We start from the raw sequence: 19978 nt of genomic DNA, 5'->3' as shown, positions 1-19978 counted from the left end.
TTACGGGGGAGGTCGCCGGCCAGGCTTGCACCTTCGCAGAATCACATTCTGTGTTGAGAGGTGGATGCCGCCGCTCCCACGCGAGAAGGCTCTTAGCCAACTGCATGTGAACCGCACGCGAGATGTAGGCTCGTCACCAAACATCGGGATGCTCTTATGGGATGCTGACGCATTCAGACACACTTTGACACCAACAGTCGCGCGCCCTATGGCGGGTAGGATGCCCGCGGAGCATCGCCTGCACATTATATGCTATCAAATTCAATAACTTACGGGAAATGTTGGAGGCGGGTACCGGAATCGAACCGGTCTTCACGGATTTGCAATCCGCTGCGTAACCTCTCCGCCAACCCGCCAGCCTTCAAGGTAGGCAGGTGTCTAACCGAGCAGCGCAGCGGGCGCAAGAGGTGTCCGTGCCGGAACGTTGCCGTGCCTTGCCGGTTGCACATCGCACCCCATGGAAGGAACGGATCATGGAACAGCCAAGAAAACCCCGGCGGGCAGGATTTACGATCGCCGCCATCATAGCGGCGATCATTGTCGCGATCTTCGTCGGTATGAATCTGTGGCACGCGGACGAATCCGGCGCGATCGATGTGAATTCCTCGACCCCGAACGCGCCCCCGCAGTAACGTCAGGCAGGGATCATCATGCCCTTGCCCAGCGCAAGCTCGCGCATCCGGTTCTGCAACTTCTCGAATGCGCGAACCTCGATCTGGCGGATGCGCTCACGGCTGACGCCGTAGGTGTCCGACAGGTCCTCCAGCGTCACCGGCTCGTCCGAAAGGCGGCGCTGCACGAGGATGTCGCGCTCGCGCTCGTTCAGAACCTCCATCGACTGCTCCAGGAGCTCGCGGCGGGTTTCCAGCTCGTTGCGTTCGGCATAGTCGGCGGCCTGGTCGCTATCCTCGTCTTCCAGCCAATCCTGCCACTGCGCCCCGCCATCTTCCGACCCGACCGTCGCGTTCAAGGACGCATCGCCCCCCGACAGACGGCGGTTCATGCTGATGACCTCGTCCTCGGACACGTTCAGGTCGGTGGCGATGCGGGCGACGTTTTCGGGGCGCAGATCGCCCTCCTCCAACGCGCCGACCTTGGCCTTGGCTTTGCGGAGGTTGAAGAACAGCTTCTTCTGCGCCGAGGTGGTGCCAAGCTTCACGAGGCTCCAAGACCGCAGGATGTATTCCTGAATCGACGCCCGAATCCACCACATCGCATAGGTCGCCAGACGGAAGCCCTTCTCGGGGTCGAAGCGTTTGACTGCCTGCATCAGACCCACGTTCGCTTCGGAAATCACCTCGGCTTGCGGCAGGCCGTAACCGCGATAGCCCATGGCGATCTTCGCGGCCAATCGCAGGTGCGAGGTGACAAGCTGGTGCGCGGCCCCGGCATCCTGATGGTCCACCCAACGCTTGGCCAGCATGTATTCCTGCTCCGGCTCCAGCAGGGGAAACTTGCGGATTTCCTGCATGTAGCGGTTCAGACCCTGTTCCGGGCTTGGTGCGGGAAGATTGGTATAGCTTGCCATCGTCGGACCTCCTGATGCCCGCCGGATTGCGGGGACATGACTTATGCAGCGTGCCCAGACGGTGCAAGGGCGCTGCTTTCATATGCGTTTAACGCAGGATGCCGGGGAAACCGTCGCAAAAGCGCTTTTGTTGCGCGCACTCACGCGGAAGTTCCCGATGTGGGCGCTTTGTTGCAGAATTCAACAGTTCCGCAGCAGGTCCAGCAGGTGCTGCATGTCTTCCGGCAGGGGCGACTCGAAGGAAAACTCCTCTGCGGTGACGGGATGGATGAAGCCGAGCGTCGCCGCGTGCAGCGCCTGCCGGGGGAACTCCGCAGCGGCGCGGGCGGCTTCCTCGCCCACGACCTTGGCGGCGACGCGGCGTTTGCCGCCATAGGTCTGATCGCCCAAAAGCCCGTGGCCGACATGGCTCAAATGCACGCGGATCTGGTGGGTGCGGCCCGTCTCCAGCCAGCATTCGACCAAAGATGCCGCGCCCATATCCTCGACCACGCGGGCGCGGGTGATGGCATGGCGGCCGCCCTGCACGGTCACGGCCTGTTTCTGCCGGTCGGTGCGGTGGCGATCCAGATAGGTCGCGATCTTGAGGATCCCTCCCGGCTCGAAGCTGACACCCTTGATGCCGCGCAGACGCGGATCGGCGGCGTCCGGCACGCCGTGGATCAGTGCGAGGTAATGGCGGTTGACGGTATGCGCCTCGAACTGGGCAGCAAGCGCGTGATGGGCGCGGTCGGTCTTGGCGACGACCAGCAGGCCCGACGTGTCCTTGTCGATCCGGTGGACGATGCCGGGACGTTTTTCACCGCCGATCCCCGACAGCGTATCGCCGCAATGATGCAGCAACGCGTTGACCAGCGTTCCCGATGGCGTGCCCGGCGCGGGATGGACGACCATCCCCACCGGCTTGTCCACCACGATCAGGTCATTGTCCTCATACACCACCACAAGCGGGATATCCTCGGGCAGCGCGGCGTAATCCACGGCGGGGGCAAGGCGCAAAGCGAAGACCTGCCCTTCGTCGGGCCGGAACTTGGGGTCGGTGATCGCGGCGCCGTCCAGCGTCACGTCGCCTTCCGCGATCATCTTCATCAGGCGCGAACGCGAAAGCGCGGCATCCTCTGGCACCTCGCGCGCCAGCGCCTTATCAAGACGCTCGGGCGGCTCCGCCCCGATGGTAATCAGAAGTTGGCCCGCATCGGCGCCGGAAGGATTGGTCATGGATCAGGCTCCGCAGGAACTGCCGCCGGGATTGCGGCTTTTGAAAGGTCTCGTGACCGTGCTTACGGTCGCGATGATCGCGGGGGTCATAGCGGTGGTTTGGCTGCTTGTCACGCAACTGCCGCGGGCGATGCGCGCCGGGCCGGAGTTGCCGGAGACGATTTCGCTGCCGGACGGCGCGACGGCACAGGCGATCACCTTCGGGCAAGGGTTCGTCGCCGTCGTCACGGATGACCGCCGCATCCTGATCTTCGCCCCCGACGGCACGCTGCGCCAAGAGGTCGCCATCACCGACTGATCGCCGCGATCGCCCGCAGCACATGGGGCGTGCCGCAGATCCAATCCGCGCCCGACCGCGCCGTGCGGGCATCCAACGCGGCCAGCGCGGGGTGGCGCAGCATCTCCTCGGATCGCGAGGTGCCGGGATAGGTCTGCGCAAGGATCAGCAGCTCCGGGTCGGCCAGCAGCAACTCCTCCAGCGGCAGGACGCTTCCGGTCGCGACGTTCCCCCAGCCCGCATGCGCCATGATCCCGTCGCCCATCGTTCCGGGCGCGGCGGTGTGGCCGTTCGGCTGATAGCTGGCCGCCCTGCCCTGCGCCTGCGGGATCGTGGGCAGGTTCGCGCTGTATTCGGCCACCAGTGCCTCCGCCTCCGCCACGCGCCCCATCGCGCGGCCCGTGGCCATGATCTGCGCGGGCACGTCGTCCAAGGTCATCGCGGGCGGGATTTCCTCGACCCGCAGGCCCAGACGGCGCAGCAGCTCGATCACGGGGCGCGAGCTGTAGGGGCTGGCCAGCACCACATCGGGCCGCATCAGGAACACCTGTTCCGCCTGCCCCCGGTTCGCGGGATAGGCCTGCGCCTCGTCCGCCATCGAGGACAGCATCGGATCGCGCGCCAGCCACGACACCGACAGAAGCTGCCCCGGCGCGGCCAGCATCATCGCGATCTGGTCGGTGCACAGGTTGATCGAAACCGCCCGGGGTTCGGCATGGCCAAGACACGGGATCAGCGCAAGGAAAAGGGCGGCAAGTCGCATCCCCCGATCATAGCGGTTGGCGCATCCCGTGTCATTGCGCTAAGCGGTTGGGCATGATCCTCTATCGCCTCGTCCTGCTGTTCGCCCTGCCGTTCCTTTGCCTGCACGCATGGCGGCGCGGGGCGCTTCGCGACCGTCTGGCGCTTGGTCCCGCCATCCCCGGCGCGATCTGGGTCCACGGTGCCAGCAATGGCGAGATCACATCCGCCCGCCGCGTGATCGAGGCGCTGGCCGCGCGAGGCGATGCGGTGCTGGTCACCTGCAACAACCCCACCGCCAAGGCGATGGTCGAAGGCTGGAACATCGGCGTCACCGCCCGCCTTGCCCCGTTCGACGACCTGCTGACGGTGCGCCGTTTCCTGCGCCGCTGGCAGCCTCGCGCGCTGGTGGTGATCGAGAACGAGCTTTGGCCCGAACGCATCATCGCCGCCGCCCGCCGGATGCCGGTGCTGGCCATCGGGGCGCGCATGTCGGAACGCTCGGCCCGCCGCTGGCAAAAGGTGCCGCTGATGCGCCGGATGCTGGGGGCGCCGTCATGGGTCAGCGCGCAGGACGCCCAAAGCGAGGCGCGGCTGGTCGCGCTGGGCCTGCCGGCAGACCGTCTTGGCCCCCGGCTGATGCTGAAGACCGCCGAAGCAGCGATGGCAACCCCCGGCCCGGTGCCGCGGGTGGAAACGCTTCTGGCGGCATCGACGCATGAAGGCGAGGACGCGCCGATCCTTGCCGCCTTTGCCGCACAATCGCGGTTCCGCTGGCTGATCCTTGCGCCGCGCCATCCGAAACGAGGGCCGCAGATCGCACAACTGGCGCGCGCGATGGGACTGGACGTGCGGCTGCGCTCCGCCGGGGATGCACCGGGGGGGCAGGTCTACATCGCCGATACGCTGGGCGAGATGGCAACGTGGTATGGCATGGCGGGCGCGACCTTCATCGGCGCGACCTTCGTGGAAAAGGGCGGCCACACCCCGTTCGAGCCTGTCGCCGCCGGATCGGCCGTCCTTCACGGCCCCTCGCTGTTCAACTTCACCGAGGTCTTCGCCGCGTTGAACGATGCCGTCCTGCCCGTCACGCCGGAAACGCTGGCAGCGGCGCTGGATACGCTGACCCCGACCCGCCAGCGCCAGCTTGCAGATGCCGCGCGCGCCGCCCTGCCCCGGTCCGACGTGACCCCGGCGATCGAGGCGCTGGACCGCCTAATCCAGCGGATAGCGCGCTAGCACCTCGTATCCCGACGGGCGGGATTGGAACAGCACCACATCCGGTGCCGTGAAGGTCCGAGAGGTCAGCGGCGTCACGGCGACCAGCCGCTCGATCCGCATGGCGACCTCGGCTGCGGGCGGCGAAAAGCGCCCGAGCGTCACATGCGGGATGAAACGCCGGTGCTCCAGCGCAAAGCCGGCCATCCGGGCGGCCTGTTCGACCTTGGCCTGAAGATGCTCCAGCCCGTCGGATTTCGCGATCAGCGCGTGGACCGACCGTGGCTTGCCGCCACCGAACAGGCCAAGCCCGTCTAGGCGCAATTCAGGCGGCGGCAGACGCAGGCGCTCCAGCCTGTCATGCAACTCCTCCAGCCGGGCGGGGTCCGCGTCGCCAAGAAAGGCCAGCGTCAGGTGGAAATCCTCGGGCGGGACCTTTCGCGGCAGCGGCAGAAGGAACTGCTGCACCGTCAGCGCGGATCGGATGTCGTCGGGCAGCGTCAGGGCAAGAAAACAGCGCATCGTCTTTCCAGAAAGTGCAGCCGCTCGCGCAGCGCGGGGTCCACGATCCCCGGCCTTGGATCGTCGCGCAAGGTGACAAGCAAACCCGGGTCCGGCGGCGGGCGCGCGCCGCCGCCCCAATCCAGAGCCGCCAGCACCGCCGACGCATCCTCGGGCAGCCGGTCCGGCACCTCGTGGCCCGCCAGCACAGCCCAGATGCCGGACCAGAGCCGCCCCACCGTCCACGGATTATACCCCCCGCCCCCCAGCACGATATACCGCGGCGCGATCCCGCGCAGCGCCGCCACCACCGACCAATGCGCGTTGTTGGACATGGACAGGCGCGACAGCGGGTCCTCCTCGACCCCGTCTGCGCCGCATTGCAGGATCACAGCCTCGGGTGCGAATTCGGCAAGGCGCGGCAGGATCAGCCGCTCCAGCACCATCGCCATTCCCGCATCGCCAAACCCGCGCGGCACCGGCAGGTTGTAGCAGTTGCCGCCCCCCTCGTCGGCCAGCAGCCCGGTGAAGGGCCAGCGCCCCTCCTCGTGGGTCGAGATCAAAAGCGCCTCGGGATCGCCCGCGAAGGCGTGCTGCACCCCGTCGCAGTGATGCGCGTCGATATCGACATAGGCGATGCGCCGGATGCCCAGTCGCCGCAGCGCCAGCATACCCAGAACGCAGTCGTTCAGGTAACAGAAGCCATTGGCGCGGTCGGGCATTCCATGATGCGTCCCGCCCCCCGGCACGTGCACGACGCCCCCATCCCGCACCAGCTCCGCCGCCAGCATCACCCCGCCGGCGCCGGTGGCGGGGCGCCGAAACATCTCGGGGAACATCGGGTTCGACAGGGTGCCAAGGTGGTGGCGGTCGTGCATCTCGGGCGTCGGCTCCGACATCCCCTCGGCCCGTTCCAGCGCGGCGATGTAGTCGGTCGTGTGCCATGTCGCCAGCGCGGCGGGGCGGGCGCGGGGGCTGGTGCGATATTGCCCCGGCGCGAACCAGCTCATCGCGCGGCACAGATCCATCACCGTGGACACGCGCGGCACGCGCAGGGGATGCGCCCGGCCATAGCTGGAATGGCGATAGATCTCGGACCCGATGAAGACGGGTGTCACGGCAGCAGCGCCTCGATCCGGCGGATGATCTCGGGGCTGCGGGGCGATACCGCGGGACCCCACGTCGCGTCCAATTCCCCATCCGGCGCGATCAGGACCTTGTTGAAATTCCAGGTCGGCGTGAACCCATGGTCCCGGCGCAACCAAGCATAAAGCGGATGCGCCGATGTGCCGGTCACGGCGGTGATATCGGTCATCGGGATCGTCAGATCGAAATTCATCGCGCAGAATTCTGCCACTTCGGCCCCGCTTGCAAGCTCCTGCCGGAAATCGCCCGAGGGGACCGCCAGCACGACCAGATCGCGATAGCGGTCCGCCAGCGCCTGAAGATCGTCATATTGCCCGGTGAACGCACAGCGCGAGGCGGTGTTCACCACAAGAATCGGCTGCCCCCGCAGATCGTCCAGAGCGATCTCTCCGCCATCGACGGATGCGAAATGCAGCCCGTGCGGCATTCCGGCGAAAACCGCGCCCGGAAAGAACAGAAGAAGGAAAAGCATCCGCATCACGAAACATCCTGCCATTTCGGCAGTCAGGAACATAGATCGGGCAAGTTCCGGATCAATTCACGCCGCGGGATGGAAAAAATGTCGCACCGTCTTGAAAGCTTCACAGAACGCGCGACACTTTACGCAGAACAAACAAGAACCGCGGACCAAAGCACCGGGCCACGCGCCGGAGACAGTGGATTGAAACTCGACCGAATTGATTTTGGGCTGGATATGCATCGCCAGCTTGGCACTCTTTGTTGGAAGCGGAAGAACGACCGGCTTCGCATTCTCCTTATCACGAGCCGCGAAACGGGTCGCTGGGTCATCCCCAAGGGATGGCCGAAACAGCACGTGCCCGATGCCGATATGGCCATGCGCGAGGCGTGGGAAGAAGCGGGCGTCACCGGAAAGATCGCGCCGCGTGCCATCGGGACCTTCGATTATGCCAAGGTCATGTCGCGCGAGGCGGATATCGAAGTGGCGCTGCCCTGCCGGGTCGAGGTATATCCGATGGAGGTGCTGGACCTGTCGCGCAGGTTCCCCGAGGCGAAGCAGCGCAAACGCGGGTGGTTCTCGCCCGCCAAAGCCGCCGCGCTGGTTGACGAGCCGCAACTGGCCCAGCTGATCGCAGAGTTCGAGCCTGCTTGATCTTTTCGCCCGTTTGCTTATCTGACGGGCGATCGACGGGACGGGACGCATGATCCGCTACACTCTGAAATGCGCGAACGGGCATGCGTTCGACAGCTGGTTCGCGTCGGGCGAGGCTTTCGACCGTCTGAGTGCGGCAAAGCATGTGATCTGCCCCGATTGCGGCAGTGCCGATGTCGAAAAGGCGCTGATGGCCCCCGCCGTCCGCCACGCCCTGACGGAACCCGTGACAGACCGCGAAAAGGCACTGGCCGATCTGCGTGCCAAGGTCGAGGCGAATTCGGAATATGTCGGGACCGATTTCGCCACCGAGGCGCGCCGCATCCATGATGGCGACGCGCCCGGTCGTTCGATCTATGGCGAGGCGAAGATCGAGGATGCAAAGGCGCTGATCGAGGACGGCATCCCCGTCGCACCCCTGCCCTTCATGCCGCCCCGCCGCACGAATTAAAGCCAGTAAGGCGCGACACCATAATAGCCATAGACGGACGTCGCCCAGTTGCGGTCGTCCTGCCAGTTCTCGGGGCGTGCGGGCGCACCTTCCAGCTGTTCCTTGGTGATGTCGGTGACATAGCCGTTCAGCGAGGTGTCATAGCGCAGTTTGCGCCACGGCACCGGATGGTGCGCTTCGCCAAGGCCAAGGAAACCGCCGAACCCCATCACCGCATAGGCGACATTGCCCGATTGCTTGTCGATCATCAGATGGTCGATGCTGCCCAGATGTTCGCCCGTGGGGCTGTAGACGGTGGTGCCGTTGACATCGGTGCTCGAAATGACGCTGCTCATCGTTTCCTCCGTTCGATGGTTCGTCAAATCAACACTTTCGATGGGTCAGGGTTCCAAGGCCGCCAGATACTGACGCACACATTCGGTCACATGGCGGAACCGGTCACCGCCCAGTTGAACCCCGCCATACCAGCGCGTGACGACGACGATATGGCCCGCCCGACCCTCGCGTTCCAGCATCCGCAGGATGGCCGCGCCCGCCCCTGCCTCGCCATCGTCGGCGCGGGTTCCGCCATCGGGCAGGATCGCAGCCCAGCTGTTATGCGTGGCCTTGGCGTATTTCTTGACCCGGCGCAGTTCGGTCAGAAACGCGTCGCAATCGGCGCGGCTGGTCACGGGGCCGCCCGAGACCGAATATTTCGATCCCCGGTCGCTGATGATCCCTTCCAGTTGCAGCATCAGTATCCGCGGATCTGCTGCGCCCGGCGGCGCACTACGTCGATCCGCTGGCCGCTGGCGGGGTGGGTGCCAAGGAAACGGTCGCCCGGATCGGGCAGACGGCTGAAGAAGGCAGCGCCCCGCACCGGATCGTATCCTGCCGCAATGGCAATGTCGGTGCCCAGCGCGTCCGCCTCAAGCTCGTGGCTTTTGGAATAGGTGCGCTGGCCAAGGCCCGCCCCGGCCTGTTGCAGCGATTCGATGGTCCCGGCATCCAGACCGCCGATGGTGCCGATCAATCCGCCCAAAACCGCGCCAGCCATGGCGCTGTTCTGCTGGCGGTTCAGGTGGCCCGCGATATGGTGCGCCGTCTCGTGACCCAGCACGAATGCCAGCTCGTCCGCATTGCGCGCATCGGCGATCAGCGCCTGTGTGAAGCCGATCACGGGCCGCCCTTGCGCATCCACGGTCTGATACGCGTTCGCAGGCTGGCCCGGCTTGGGATCGATGGAAATCTGGAAATCGCAGGATGCCCCTTGGGTCCGCTCGCGGCACATCCGTTCGGCAACAGGCTGCACGCGGCGCACGACCGTATTGAAGGTGGACCGGGCAACTGCTGCGCCCATCGGGGGACCGCTGTCCACGGCCTCGTAAACCGGCACCTGCTCGCTGCCATATTGCGCCGGGATCGGCGCGCAGGCCCCCAGCAGGGCAAATCCACAAACCAGTCCGATCCAGCGCATCCATACCTCCATCGCGGGCTGTGCAAATCTATCACTTCGGTCGCGAGGGGAAACACACATTCCGGTGGCCTTTCGCGGCGCTGCGGCGTAACCTTGCCGCATGTTCACCATCGAGCACGATTTCGACGCGACCGTCATCACCCTCATCGACGAGGGGAGCGCCTCGCTTGAAGAAGACGTCACCATCTGCGCCTTCGAGGAATGCATCACGCTGGAACAGCTGGATGCCATCACCGGAGAGCCGATGCGCCTGACCCTGTCCATGGCGCAGGCGCGCGATCTTGCCGCCGCGCTGAACCTTCCCGAAGGCAGCTACCGGATCGCGAAATGAAATTGGCCGCCCTGCTTCTGCTGCTGCCGACGATGGCGCTGGCTGAACCGCGCACCTGCACGACCTCGGTCAGCGGGCTGCGGATGGACCTGTTCTATGAACCGAATGACGAGGAACTGTCGGCCAACCGCAGCTACCGCGAGGCGTTGACGGGCCGCTTCGGCGACGGCTGCCCCGGATACGTGACGCTGCGGCACCTGACGCCGGATCTGACGGATGCCCAGCGCAGCCCGTTCTGCCTGCAATGGGACGAAGGTGCGCAGACCTATGCCGGCTATGCCGAAGGCCCGCGCGACGCCTATCTGTCGTGCCGGAAGCCCAGCCGCAGCTTCTGCGAAAGGGTGAACGCCTCGGTGGGCGCCTCGCGGCAGGTGGCGGGGCTTGCGGCACAGACAGCCGACACGGTGGCGACGATCAACGGCGCCACGGCAGCGGTACATCCGGGCGGCGCGGTGGTGCTGTCGGGCGCAACCTCGGCCGTGTCGGGGGCGATCGGCACGGCGGGCACGGCGGCCAGCGCGGCACTGGCCACCCCGGTCGGGCTGGCGGCGGCTGCGGTTTCGGTCGTGGCGGTCGGCGGCGCGCTTTACGTTTGCAGCGAATGACTTGACCCCTCGGCCCCGCTCGCCCACATCTGCGGGCGAAGGAGACACCGATGCCCCAAGCCAAGCCTGCCGTCACCGAGTTCCTGCTGTCCCGGCGTTCCCGCCCCGCCAAGACGCTGGCGCTGCCCATCCCCTCGCGGGAGGAGCTTGGCCCGATCCTGACCGCCGCCGCCCGCAGCCCCGATCACGGCAAGCTGGAGCCGTGGCGCTTCGTCGTCATCGGCCCCGGCGCGATGGCGCGGCTTGCGGCACTGGCTGAAGAACGCGCCACAACCCTCGGTCTGGACGAGGAAAAGCGCGCGAAGGGCCGGCAACAGTTCGATCAGGGCAACCTTGCCGTCATGGTCGTCGCCAGCCCCAAGGAGTCGGACAAGATCCCACAGATCGAGCAGACGCTTTCGGCCGGTGCCGTCTGCCTTTCGCTGCTGAACGCAGCCGAGGCTGCGGGTTGGGGCGCGAACTGGCTGACCGGCTGGCCCGCCCATGACCGCGGCTTCATCGAGGCGCAGGGCCTTGGTCCGGATGAATGGGTGGCCGGGATCGTCCATATCGGGACCGAAACCTCGGTGCCGCCGGACCGCCCGCGCCCGGATATTGCCGCGATCACGACCTGGATCGACGCATGATCCTCGGCGATTTCCTGAAGGCGCTGGGCCAGATCGGTGACCGCCGCTTTCGCCGCGTCGTGATGATCGGCGTCGCGTTGACGCTGGCGCTGCTGGTCGGGCTCGGCTGGGTGGCGAACTGGGCCGTGGTCTGGCTGGTGCCGGATCAGGTGGTTCTACCGTGGATCGGCCCGGTCGGCGGGCTGGACACGGTGGCGGGCTGGGGCTCGGTGCTGCTGATGCTGGTGGCGTCGGTGTTCCTGATGGTCCCGGTGGCCTCCGCCTTCACGGGGCTTTTCCTCGAAGACGTCGCAGCGGCGGTCGAAGATCGGCATTACACCCTCCCCCCCGCCGATCCCCTGCCCATGTCGGAACAGTTGCGCGAGGCTGCAGGTGCGTTCGGCATCCTGCTGGTCGCCAACATCATCGGCCTGTTCGTGTTCCTGTTCGCCGGGCCGCTGGCGCCGCTGCTGTTCATCGCGATGAACGGGTTTCTGCTGGGGCGCGAATATTTCGTGCTGGTTGCCATGCGGCGGATCGGGCGGCAGGCGGCCTATGCCATGCGCCGTCGCCACGCCGCGCAGGTCTGGCTGGCCGGGGCGCTGATGGCGATCCCGCTGTCGGTGCCGATCCTGAACCTGATCGTGCCGGTGCTGGGGGTCGCGACCTTCACGCACCTGTTCCACCGCCTGTCGCGCTAGCGGTCCATCACGCCCGAGATATCCAGATCACGGATCGTGATCCCGCCGAAGACGATCACCCCCGCCATCAGGCACCACAGGATCACCGCCACGATCGTGGTGATCTTGATCTTGCGCCCCACCACTTCGGTCGAAGGGGCGGAGGGCGGCGTTCCCGGCACGACATGCCCCGCATCCGCCTGCGACGTGAAGCGCAGCGGCAGGACGATGAACAGGGTCAGGAACCATGTGACGGCGAAAAGGACGATGGCGGCTGTAATGGTCATCCGTGCAGCCTAGCCAAGAGCGGGATCGCGCGCCACGAGAATCGGCGCGGTCAGATCGGACAGCGACCGACGCTGCCCGCCGTCCAGATTGGCGGGCGACAGCCACTCGCGGAAAGCAGCCTCCAGCGCGGGCCATTCGCGGTCGATGGCCGCAAACCACGCGGTATCGCGATTGCGCTGCTTGTAGACCGTCGCCTGCCGGAACGTGCCCTCATAGGACAGCCCGAGCCGCTGCGCCGCCCGACGCGAGGGCAGGTTCAGCGCGTCGCATTTCCATTCATACCGGCGATACCCCGCCCGGAACGCCCATTCCATCATCAGGAACATCGCCTCGGTCGTCTTGGGGCTGCGCGCGATACTGGGTGCGAAAGTCAGCCAGCCGACTTCGATGGACCCAGCCTCGGGCGCAATCCGCAGATAGGCGGCGATCCCGGCGAAGCGGTCCGTTTCCAGATCGCGAATGGCATAGAAGCAAGGATCGGCGCTACCTGCCATCTTGCGCATCCAGGCATGGAAACAACCGCGCTGGAACGGGCCGTGAGGCATGTAGGTCCAAAGGTCATCGCCCCCTTCGGCGAATGCGTCAAACAGCTGATCCGCCTGCGAGATGTCGAGCTTTTCAAGCCGCACGAAGCGGCCCGCCAGCGGTGCGCCCGTCGGGGCGGGCGGTGCAGTCCAGTCGGGCAGCGGGAAACCAATCCTCATCAATCCTCCAGACGGCGGGGCGCTCCCGCCACTCGTCGACGCCCTGCGGGCATCTCCTCGACGTTGGGCCGGGCCGCCGCTGTCGCGGCGGCTCAAGAGGCGCATGTCATCCCCTTCGGGATGACATTCCGCCAGATCACTCCTTGGGAATGACGCGCAGGTGCAGTTCGCGAAGTTGCTCGTTCGTCGCCTCGGACGGGGCGTTCATCAGCATGTCTTCGGCGCGCTGGTTCATCGGGAACATGATGACCTCGCGGATGTTCGGCTCGTCGGCCAGCAGCATCACGATCCGGTCGATGCCCGCCGCGCATCCGCCGTGAGGCGGTGCGCCGTATTTGAATGCCTTGACCATCCCGCCGAACCGCTTCTCGACTTCCGAGTTCGGATAGCCCGCCAGCTCGAACGCCTTGAACATGATCTCCGGCTTGTGGTTGCGGATGCCGCCCGAGATCAGCTCATACCCGTTGCACGCAAGGTCATACTGATAGGCATGAACCTTCAGCGGATCGCCCATCAGCGCCTCCATCCCGCCCTGCGGCATCGAGAACGGGTTGTGGCTGAAGTCGATTTTCCCTTCGTCATCCGCCTCATACATCGGGAAATCGACGATCCATGCGAATTTGAAGCAGTCCTTTTCGGTCAGCCCCAGTTCCTCGCCGATGACGTTCCGCGCACGGCCCGCGACGGCCTCGAACTGCGACGGCTTGCCGCCGAGGAAGAAGGCCGCGTCGCCTTCGCCCAGCCCCAGCTGCTGACGGATTGCCTCGGTGCGCTCCGGGCCGATGTTCTTGGCCAGCGGACCCGCCGCTTCCAGACCTGCATCGCCCGCACGCCAGAAAATATAGCCCATCCCCGGCAGCCCCTGCGACTGGGCATAGGCGTTCATCCGATCGCAGAACTTGCGCCCGCCGCCGGTCGGTGCGGGGATGGCACGAACCTCGGTGCCCTCCTGCTCCAGCAGCTTGGCGAAGATCGCGAAGCCCGAGCCTGCGAAATGTTCGGACACGACCTGCATCTTGATCGGGTTGCGCAAGTCCGGCTTGTCCGAGCCATACCAGGCCAGCGCGTCCTTGTAGGCGATGCGTTCCCAGTCGGCATAGACCTTCTTGGTCGGTGCGAATTCCTCGAACAGCCCTTGGATCACCGGCTGGACGGCGGCGAAGACGTCGTCCTGTTCGACGAACGACATCTCGATATCCAGCTGATAGAAGTCGGTGGGCGAGCGGTCGGCACGCGGGTCTTCGTCGCGGAAGCAGGGCGCGATCTGGAAGTAGCGGTCGAAGCCCGCCACCATGATCAGCTGCTTGAACTGCTGCGGTGCTTGGGGAAGCGCATAGAACTTGCCCGGATGCAGCCGCGACGGCACGAGGAAGTCGCGCGCGCCTTCGGGCGAGGATGCCGTGATGATCGGCGTCTGGAATTCGTTGAAGCCCTGATCCCACATCCGGTTGCGGATCGAGCGCACCACATTCGACCGCATCATCATGTTGCGGTGCAGCTTTTCCCGGCGCAGGTCGAGGAAGCGATAGGTCAGGCGGGTTTCCTCGGGATAGTCCACCTCGCCGAAGACCGGCATCGGCAGCTCGTCCGCCGCGCCCAGAACCGTCACGCCGCGGGCATAGACCTCGATCTCGCCCGTCGGCAGCTTGGGGTTCACCAGCGACGCGTCGCGCGCCTTGACCGACCCGTCGATGCGGATCACCCATTCGGCGCGGACCTTTTCCAGATCGGCAAAGGCCGCGCTGTCGCTGTCGCAGATCACTTGGGTGATGCCGTAATGGTCGCGCAGGTCGATGAACAGGACGCCCCCGTGGTCGCGCACGCGGTGCACCCAACCCGACAGGCGGACATCCTGCCCGGTGGCAGCAGCGGTCAGTTCGGCGCAGGTATGGCTGCGATAGGCGTGCATGGACGGGCTCCCGGCTTCGGACATTCGCTCTTGCGTGAATACCGACAGGCCCGCGAAGTCAACCCTTTCAGAAAGGACGCACCACGTTGCCGGAATAGAAGTAGATGCCCAGACCGCAGGCGAAGACGATCAACCCGGCGACCGAATGCATCACCCATGCCATCGGGAAACTGCGCCGCACGATATGTGCCCATGCAAAGACGAAGCCGCCCGCAAAGGTCATCACCATGACGATGCTGTTCCAATACATCAGATGCGCCAGCGAAAAGAGCCCGGCGTTCAGCAGCAGGCCCGGAATCCCCTCGGGCACGATGTCGCGGTATCGCCGGAAATACAGCGCACGGAACACCACCTCTTGCGGCAGCGCGGACAGCAGCGGATAGAACACGGCGATGGTCAGCAACATCTGCGGACGGTCCAGCAGCGAGAACATCCGCGCGGGCGCCGCCATCTGCATCACGATGACCCCCGCCAGCAGCGTCACGACCGAAAGCACCCCGACACGCGGCCAATCGATGGCGCGCCAGCCGCGCAGAAGTTCGCGCCATTCGAACCCCGGCGTGAAGGCAAGCAGCGCCAGCCCGGCCAGCATGAACACGAACAGGGCCTCGAACAACCGGCCCGGGGGAAGGAAGACCGCGACCAGAACGGGAATGACGACATAGAAGCCAACAAACTCCGCCCAAAGCAGCGTCCGTGAAACCCCGATCTGGCGTATGTCCGACATGATGGCTCCCTACTCGCACGGGATTAAAGGTAGGATCGGGCCGAACGGTTCCAAGGCGGGGGTTGCGCCGAAGCGCGGCATGTCTATAACCGCGCCAATTTGCTTGAAACCTGCCGACCCGAATCCGACCGCAGTGCGGCCTCGGGGGCAGCCATATGGGGCCGAAAATGCCGAAAAGAACCGATATCTCCTCCATCATGATCATCGGCGCCGGCCCCATCGTCATCGGGCAAGCATGCGAGTTCGACTATTCCGGCGCACAGGCCTGCAAGGCTCTGCGCGAAGAAGGCTATCGCGTGGTGCTGGTCAACTCCAACCCAGCGACGATCATGACCGACCCGCAACTTGCGGACGCGACCTATATCGAGCCGATCACCCCCGAAGTCGTCGCCAAGATCATCGAGGCCGAACGTCCCGACGCCCTGCTGCCGACGATGGGCGGGCAGACGGGCCTGAACACCGCGCTGGCACTGGCCGACATGGGCGTGCTGGAAAAGTTCAACGTCCAGCTGATCGGCGCCAACCGCGAAGCCATTGAGATGGCCGAGGACCGCAAGCTGTTCCGCGAGGCGATGGACCGCTTGGGCATCGAAAACCCCCGCGCCACCATCGTCGCCGCGCCGAAGCTGGCGAACGGCAAATACGACATCAACGCCGGCGTCGCCGAGGCGATGACCGCCATCGAAGACATCGGCCTTCCGGCCATCATCCGCCCCGCATTCACCCTTGGCGGCACCGGCGGCGGCGTCGCCTATAACCGCGACGATTACGAACGCATCGTGCGCTCGGGTCTGGACGCGTCCCCGGTCGCGCAGGTTCTGGTCGATGAATCGCTGCTGGGCTGGAAAGAATACGAGATGGAGGTCGTCCGCGACCGCAAGGACAACGCCATCATCGTCTGCGCCATCGAAAACGTCGATCCGATGGGCGTGCACACCGGCGATTCCATCACCGTCGCCCCTGCCCTGACGCTGACGGACAAGGAATACCAGATCATGCGGAACGGCTCCATCGCCGTGCTGCGCGAGATCGGGGTGGAGACCGGCGGTTCGAACGTCCAATGGGCGATCAACCCCGTCGATGGCCGCATGGTCGTGATCGAGATGAACCCCCGCGTGTCGCGCTCGTCCGCGCTGGCATCGAAGGCCACCGGCTTCCCGATTGCCAAGATCGCCGCGAAACTGGCCGTCGGCTACACGCTGGACGAGCTGGACAACGACATCACCAAAGTGACCCCGGCATCGTTCGAGCCGTCCATCGACTATGTCGTGACCAAGATCCCGCGCTTTGCGTTCGAGAAGTTTCCGGGTTCCAAACCCGAACTGACCACCGCGATGAAATCCGTGGGCGAGGTCATGGCCATCGGCCGGACCTTCCACGAATCCATGCAGAAGGCGCTCGCCTCGCTTGAAACCGGCCTGACCGGCTTCGACGAGATCGCCATCGAAGGCGCGCCGGAAAAATCGGCCATCGTCAAGGCGATCAGCGCCCAGACCCCCGACCGCATCCGCCTGATCGCGCAAGCCATGCGCCACGGCCTGACGGATGACGAGATCGTGGCTGCCACGAGCTTCGATCCGTGGTTCCTTGCCCGCATCCGCGAGATCGTCGAGGAAGAAGCCAGGATCGTCGCAAACGGCCTGCCCACCACTGCCGAAGGCTTGCGCCGCCTGAAGATGTTCGGCTTCACCGATGCGCGTCTGGCGAACCTGACCGCGCAGACCGAGGGTGCCATCCGCAAGGCCCGTCGCAACCTTGGCGTCACCGCCGTTTTCAAGCGCATCGACACCTGCGCCGCAGAATTCGAGGCGCAGACCCCCTATATGTATTCGACCTACGAGACGCCCGTGATGGGCGAGGTCGAGGACGAGGCGCGTCCCTCGAACGCGAAGAAGGTGGTCATCCTCGGCGGCGGTCCGAACCGGATCGGCCAAGGGATCGAGTTCGACTATTGCTGCTGCCACGCCTGTTTCGCGCTGACCGAGGCCGGGTATGAGACCATCATGGTCAACTGCAACCCGGAAACGGTCTCGACCGACTATGACACCTCGGACCGTCTGTATTTCGAGCCGCTGACGCTGGAGCATGTGCTGGAAATCCTGCGGGTGGAGCAGGAGAACGGCACCCTTCACGGCGTGATCGTGCAGTTCGGCGGCCAGACCCCGCTGAAACTGGCGAACGCCTTGGAGGAAGAGGGCATCCCGATCCTCGGCACCACGCCCGACGCCATCGATCTGGCAGAGGACCGCGAGCGGTTCCAGAAGCTGCTGGTCGATCTGGATCTGAAACAGCCGATCAACGGCATCGCCTCGTCCGACGAACAGGCGCTGGAGATCGCGACCCGCGTGGGCTTCCCGCTGGTGATCCGCCCGTCCTATGTCCTTGGCGGCCGCGCGATGGAAATCGTGCGCGACATGGACCAGCTGAAACGCTACATCACCACCGCCGTGAACGTGTCGGGCAAGAACCCGGTCCTGCTGGACAGCTATCTTGCCGGCGCGATCGAGGTGGACGTGGACTGCCTTTCCGACGGCACCAATGTCCATGTCGCGGGCATCATGGAGCATATCGAGGAAGCGGGCGTGCATTCGGGCGACTCCGCCTGCTGCCTGCCGCCGCATTCGCTGTCGGCGGAAACGATTGCCGAGTTGAAGCGCCAGTCGGTCGAAATGGCCAAGGCGCTGAACGTGGTCGGCCTGATGAACGTGCAGTTCGCGATCAAGGACGGCACCATCTACGTTCTGGAAGTGAACCCCCGCGCCTCGCGCACCGTGCCGTTCGTGGCGAAGGCCACCGACAGCGCCATCGCCTCCATCGCCGCGCGCCTGATGGCGGGCGAGCCGCTGGCGAACTTCCCGCAGCGTGCGCCCTACCCCGCAGGCGTCGGCCCGGACAGCGCGCTGCCGCTGGCCGATGCGATGACGTTGGCCGATCCGATCACGCCGTGGTTCTCGGTCAAGGAATCGGTGCTGCCCTTCGCCCGTTTCCCCGGCGTCGATACGCTGCTTGGCCCGGAAATGCGTTCGACCGGCGAGGTGATGGGCTGGGACCGCAACTTCGCCCTTGCCTTCCTGAAGGCGCAGATGGGCGCAGGCACGCATCTGCCCGAGACCGGCCGCGTCTTCCTGTCCGTCAAGGACGCCGACAAGACCGAGGCGCTGGCCACCGCCGCACGCGATCTGCTGACCCTAGGGTTCGAGATCGTCGCGACGCGCGGCACGGCAAGCTGGCTGACCGCCCAAGGCATCAAATCGACGCAGGTGAACAAGGTCTATGAGGGCCGCCCGAACATCGTGGACATGCTCAAGAACGGCGATATCGCGCTGGTGCTGAACACGACCGAAGGCTCGCAGGCGATCAGCGACAGCCGAGACATCCGCGCCGTCGCGCTTTACGACAAGATCCCCTACTTCACCACCGCCGCCGCCAGTATCGCCGCCGTCGAAGCGATGAAGGCCCGCGGCGAGGGCATCGGCGTCCGCACGCTTCAGGGTTGAGACAAAAAGGCCGATCCCAAGGGGTCGGCCTTTGCCTTGATACCGCAAGCCGGTGCCGCCTGTTCACTCCATCGCGGCCAAGCGATCCCGAACAGGCTGGACGAGCCGAAGCAATGGGTGCGGCGCATTCCGGCATCAACCGGCGGGCACTTCCGTCACGGCGGTGGGGCCGCGGCGGGGGCAGATTTCCGATCCGGCCTCGGGCGGTCGGATCGGCATGTGGCACTGCTGGAAGAAGCCTCTGCGTTCAGGGGTATCGACCTTCGCCGCAGGAACTTGTGTGCGACACCTCGCAGATGCCTCGGCTATCGAATTCTCGCCGAGGCCTTCCGTTCGAACATCATCGGCAAAGATATCGAACAGAGCAGCCGCCATGCCGCCCAAGGTCGCGTTCAGGTTAGCGCGTCCAGCTTTTCCCAGACCATCATTTGCGTGCGGACTTCGATCGAATGGCGAAGCTCTGCCTCCGCTGGGTTTTCAGTGCCGGGCATTCGGCTAGCCCCTCACCCGCCGAAAGCTATCAGATCAACGGCTGCCTTTTGCCGGAAATGGTAGACACCAGTTTCTTGTTCTTCCGCAGGTAGGTCGTCTGCAAACTATTGGGGTAGAACCCAAGTCAGCCAAAGCTTTCGCTGGCCTGTATCTTTTTAGTCAGAATGGGGAAAGATGGTGCTGCAAGAGAGGATTGAATTCGGCAAGAATATCCACTTCTCTTTGATTCATAGAGGTTTTTTAGCCATTCTGTCAACGGTGGTGTAGCACTTCGGTGCGACACCTGCGCCGAGGCAAATCAGGTTGCGATGTCAGAGAAATAGTCCTCGTCAACGGATCGGATCAGGTAAGTCTGCCTTACGCGAACACCGACTCCGTGAGCTATCATTAGCTGCGCCAACCTCTGGCCATTAATCAGAACTACCCTTTGCTGGACGCGGTGTAAAAAATCGTGTGCATCCCTAGGCTCCAGACCCATTGATTTCAGGCCTCT

At 65.1% G+C, this 19978-nt stretch carries 23 protein-coding genes and 1 tRNA gene; 10 read left to right on the top strand and 14 right to left on the bottom strand.

Going from position 1 to position 19978, the window contains the following annotated elements:
* Nucleotides 1-282 precede the first annotated feature (282 nt).
* Nucleotides 283-356: transfer RNA gene (locus tag E2K76_RS18495), tRNA-Cys, on the bottom strand.
* A 117-nt stretch (nt 357-473) separates the two neighbouring features.
* Between E2K76_RS18495 and E2K76_RS20480 the strand changes: the two genes are divergently transcribed.
* The gene (locus E2K76_RS20480; RefSeq protein ID WP_169053387.1) at nt 474-632 is read left to right on the top strand and encodes a hypothetical protein; all 159 of its coding nucleotides are present in this window, start codon (nt 474-476) and stop codon (nt 630-632) included.
* A 2-nt stretch (nt 633-634) separates the two neighbouring features.
* Here the strand turns inward: E2K76_RS20480 and rpoH are convergent, their stop codons facing one another.
* Together rpoH and E2K76_RS18485 are read right to left on the bottom strand one after the other, a co-directional pair.
* Nucleotides 635-1528 (bottom strand): RNA polymerase sigma factor RpoH, encoded by an 894-nt coding sequence (rpoH, locus tag E2K76_RS18490; RefSeq protein WP_136685921.1) that lies wholly within the window; start codon nt 1526-1528, stop codon nt 635-637.
* Between the two features lie 180 nt (nt 1529-1708).
* Nucleotides 1709-2746 (bottom strand): RluA family pseudouridine synthase, encoded by a 1038-nt coding sequence (locus E2K76_RS18485; protein WP_136685920.1) that lies wholly within the window; start codon nt 2744-2746, stop codon nt 1709-1711.
* Between E2K76_RS18485 and E2K76_RS18480 the strand changes: the two genes are divergently transcribed.
* Nucleotides 2745-3044 (top strand): DUF6476 family protein, encoded by a 300-nt coding sequence (locus E2K76_RS18480; RefSeq protein ID WP_136685919.1) that lies wholly within the window; start codon nt 2745-2747, stop codon nt 3042-3044. The two genes, E2K76_RS18485 and E2K76_RS18480, sit on opposite strands and share 2 nt — an antisense overlap.
* On the opposite strand, the gene E2K76_RS18475 is transcribed toward E2K76_RS18480, so the two are convergent.
* Nucleotides 3034-3786 (bottom strand): ABC transporter substrate-binding protein, encoded by a 753-nt coding sequence (locus tag E2K76_RS18475; protein WP_136685918.1) that lies wholly within the window; start codon nt 3784-3786, stop codon nt 3034-3036. The two genes, E2K76_RS18480 and E2K76_RS18475, sit on opposite strands and share 11 nt — an antisense overlap.
* A 53-nt stretch (nt 3787-3839) precedes the next feature.
* Between E2K76_RS18475 and E2K76_RS18470 the strand changes: the two genes are divergently transcribed.
* Nucleotides 3840-5003 carry a 3-deoxy-D-manno-octulosonic acid transferase gene (locus tag E2K76_RS18470; protein WP_136685917.1) on the top strand — a complete coding sequence of 388 codons (1164 nt, stop codon included), beginning with the start codon at nt 3840-3842 and terminating at the stop codon, nt 5001-5003.
* Here the strand turns inward: E2K76_RS18470 and thpR are convergent.
* The 3 genes from thpR to E2K76_RS18455 are packed head-to-tail and all read right to left on the bottom strand — an operon-like array spanning nt 4980 to nt 7107.
* Nucleotides 4980-5504 (bottom strand): RNA 2',3'-cyclic phosphodiesterase, encoded by a 525-nt coding sequence (gene thpR, locus E2K76_RS18465; protein WP_136685916.1) that lies wholly within the window; start codon nt 5502-5504, stop codon nt 4980-4982. The genes E2K76_RS18470 and thpR overlap by 24 nt on opposite strands.
* Nucleotides 5483-6601: an acetoin utilization protein AcuC gene (locus E2K76_RS18460; protein WP_246033022.1), complete on the bottom strand. Its 1119-nt coding sequence runs from the start codon at nt 6599-6601 to the stop codon at nt 5483-5485. Before E2K76_RS18460 ends, thpR begins: the two co-directional genes overlap by 22 nt.
* Nucleotides 6598-7107, bottom strand: coding sequence for a glutathione peroxidase (locus E2K76_RS18455; protein ID WP_169053386.1), 510 nt, complete (start codon nt 7105-7107; stop codon nt 6598-6600). Before E2K76_RS18455 ends, E2K76_RS18460 begins: the two co-directional genes overlap by 4 nt.
* Here E2K76_RS18455 and E2K76_RS21085 point away from each other — a divergent pair.
* Together E2K76_RS21085 and E2K76_RS18445 are read left to right on the top strand one after the other, a co-directional pair.
* Nucleotides 7039-7740, top strand: coding sequence for an NUDIX hydrolase (locus E2K76_RS21085; RefSeq protein WP_342773662.1), 702 nt, complete (start codon nt 7039-7041; stop codon nt 7738-7740). The two genes, E2K76_RS18455 and E2K76_RS21085, sit on opposite strands and share 69 nt — an antisense overlap.
* A 49-nt stretch (nt 7741-7789) precedes the next feature.
* On the top strand, nt 7790-8191 hold the full coding sequence (locus tag E2K76_RS18445; protein ID WP_136685915.1) for a DUF1178 family protein: 402 nt from the start codon (nt 7790-7792) through the stop codon (nt 8189-8191).
* Here E2K76_RS18445 and E2K76_RS18440 read toward each other — a convergent pair.
* From E2K76_RS18440 to E2K76_RS18430, 3 genes are read right to left on the bottom strand one after another with little or no spacing between them, the layout of a single operon-like run.
* A complete protein-coding gene (locus E2K76_RS18440; RefSeq protein WP_136685914.1) occupies nt 8188-8526 on the bottom strand; it encodes a PRC-barrel domain-containing protein in 339 nt (112 codons plus the stop codon). The two genes, E2K76_RS18445 and E2K76_RS18440, sit on opposite strands and share 4 nt — an antisense overlap.
* Nucleotides 8527-8571: 45 nt before the next feature.
* Complete coding sequence (locus E2K76_RS18435) at nt 8572-8925, bottom strand: YigZ family protein (RefSeq protein WP_136685913.1); 354 nt, start codon at nt 8923-8925, stop codon at nt 8572-8574.
* Nucleotides 8925-9647, bottom strand: coding sequence for a M48 family metallopeptidase (locus tag E2K76_RS18430; RefSeq protein WP_136685912.1), 723 nt, complete (start codon nt 9645-9647; stop codon nt 8925-8927). Before E2K76_RS18430 ends, E2K76_RS18435 begins: the two co-directional genes overlap by 1 nt.
* A gap of 100 nt (nt 9648-9747) precedes the next feature.
* Between E2K76_RS18430 and E2K76_RS18425 the strand changes: the two genes are divergently transcribed.
* From E2K76_RS18425 to E2K76_RS18410, 4 genes are read left to right on the top strand one after another with little or no spacing between them, the layout of a single operon-like run.
* On the top strand, nt 9748-9978 hold the full coding sequence (locus E2K76_RS18425; protein WP_136685911.1) for a hypothetical protein: 231 nt from the start codon (nt 9748-9750) through the stop codon (nt 9976-9978).
* The gene (locus tag E2K76_RS18420; RefSeq protein ID WP_136685910.1) at nt 9975-10583 is read left to right on the top strand and encodes a hypothetical protein; all 609 of its coding nucleotides are present in this window, start codon (nt 9975-9977) and stop codon (nt 10581-10583) included. The genes E2K76_RS18425 and E2K76_RS18420 overlap by 4 nt, the downstream gene beginning before the upstream one ends.
* A gap of 50 nt (nt 10584-10633) precedes the next feature.
* A complete protein-coding gene (locus tag E2K76_RS18415) occupies nt 10634-11209 on the top strand; it encodes a nitroreductase family protein (RefSeq protein ID WP_136685909.1) in 576 nt (191 codons plus the stop codon).
* Nucleotides 11209-11889, top strand: coding sequence for an EI24 domain-containing protein (locus E2K76_RS18410; protein WP_136685927.1), 681 nt, complete (start codon nt 11209-11211; stop codon nt 11887-11889). Before E2K76_RS18415 ends, E2K76_RS18410 begins: the two co-directional genes overlap by 1 nt.
* On the opposite strand, the gene E2K76_RS18405 is transcribed toward E2K76_RS18410, so the two are convergent.
* From E2K76_RS18405 to E2K76_RS18390, 4 genes are all read right to left on the bottom strand, one after another.
* Nucleotides 11886-12155: a DUF1467 family protein gene (locus tag E2K76_RS18405; protein ID WP_136685908.1), complete on the bottom strand. Its 270-nt coding sequence runs from the start codon at nt 12153-12155 to the stop codon at nt 11886-11888. The genes E2K76_RS18410 and E2K76_RS18405 overlap by 4 nt on opposite strands.
* Nucleotides 12156-12164: 9 nt before the next feature.
* Nucleotides 12165-12863, bottom strand: coding sequence for a GNAT family N-acetyltransferase (locus E2K76_RS18400; RefSeq protein ID WP_220432301.1), 699 nt, complete (start codon nt 12861-12863; stop codon nt 12165-12167).
* A 133-nt stretch (nt 12864-12996) separates the two neighbouring features.
* Complete coding sequence (aspS, locus tag E2K76_RS18395) at nt 12997-14769, bottom strand: aspartate--tRNA ligase (RefSeq protein ID WP_136685926.1); 1773 nt, start codon at nt 14767-14769, stop codon at nt 12997-12999.
* A 67-nt stretch (nt 14770-14836) separates the two neighbouring features.
* Complete coding sequence (locus tag E2K76_RS18390) at nt 14837-15496, bottom strand: CPBP family intramembrane glutamic endopeptidase (RefSeq protein WP_136685906.1); 660 nt, start codon at nt 15494-15496, stop codon at nt 14837-14839.
* A 167-nt stretch (nt 15497-15663) separates the two neighbouring features.
* On the opposite strand from E2K76_RS18390, the gene carB reads away from it, so the two are divergent.
* Nucleotides 15664-18993 carry a carbamoyl-phosphate synthase large subunit gene (gene carB, locus E2K76_RS18385; protein ID WP_136685905.1) on the top strand — a complete coding sequence of 1110 codons (3330 nt, stop codon included), beginning with the start codon at nt 15664-15666 and terminating at the stop codon, nt 18991-18993.
* The last annotated feature ends 985 nt before the right edge of the window (nt 18994-19978 follow it).

The organism is Falsirhodobacter xinxiangensis (assembly GCF_004959935.1).
Classification (GTDB): Bacteria; Pseudomonadota; Alphaproteobacteria; order Rhodobacterales; family Rhodobacteraceae; genus Falsirhodobacter; species Falsirhodobacter xinxiangensis.
Note: the sequence above shows the minus strand (reverse complement) of the source record. Positions and strands in the feature narration are given on the sequence as shown.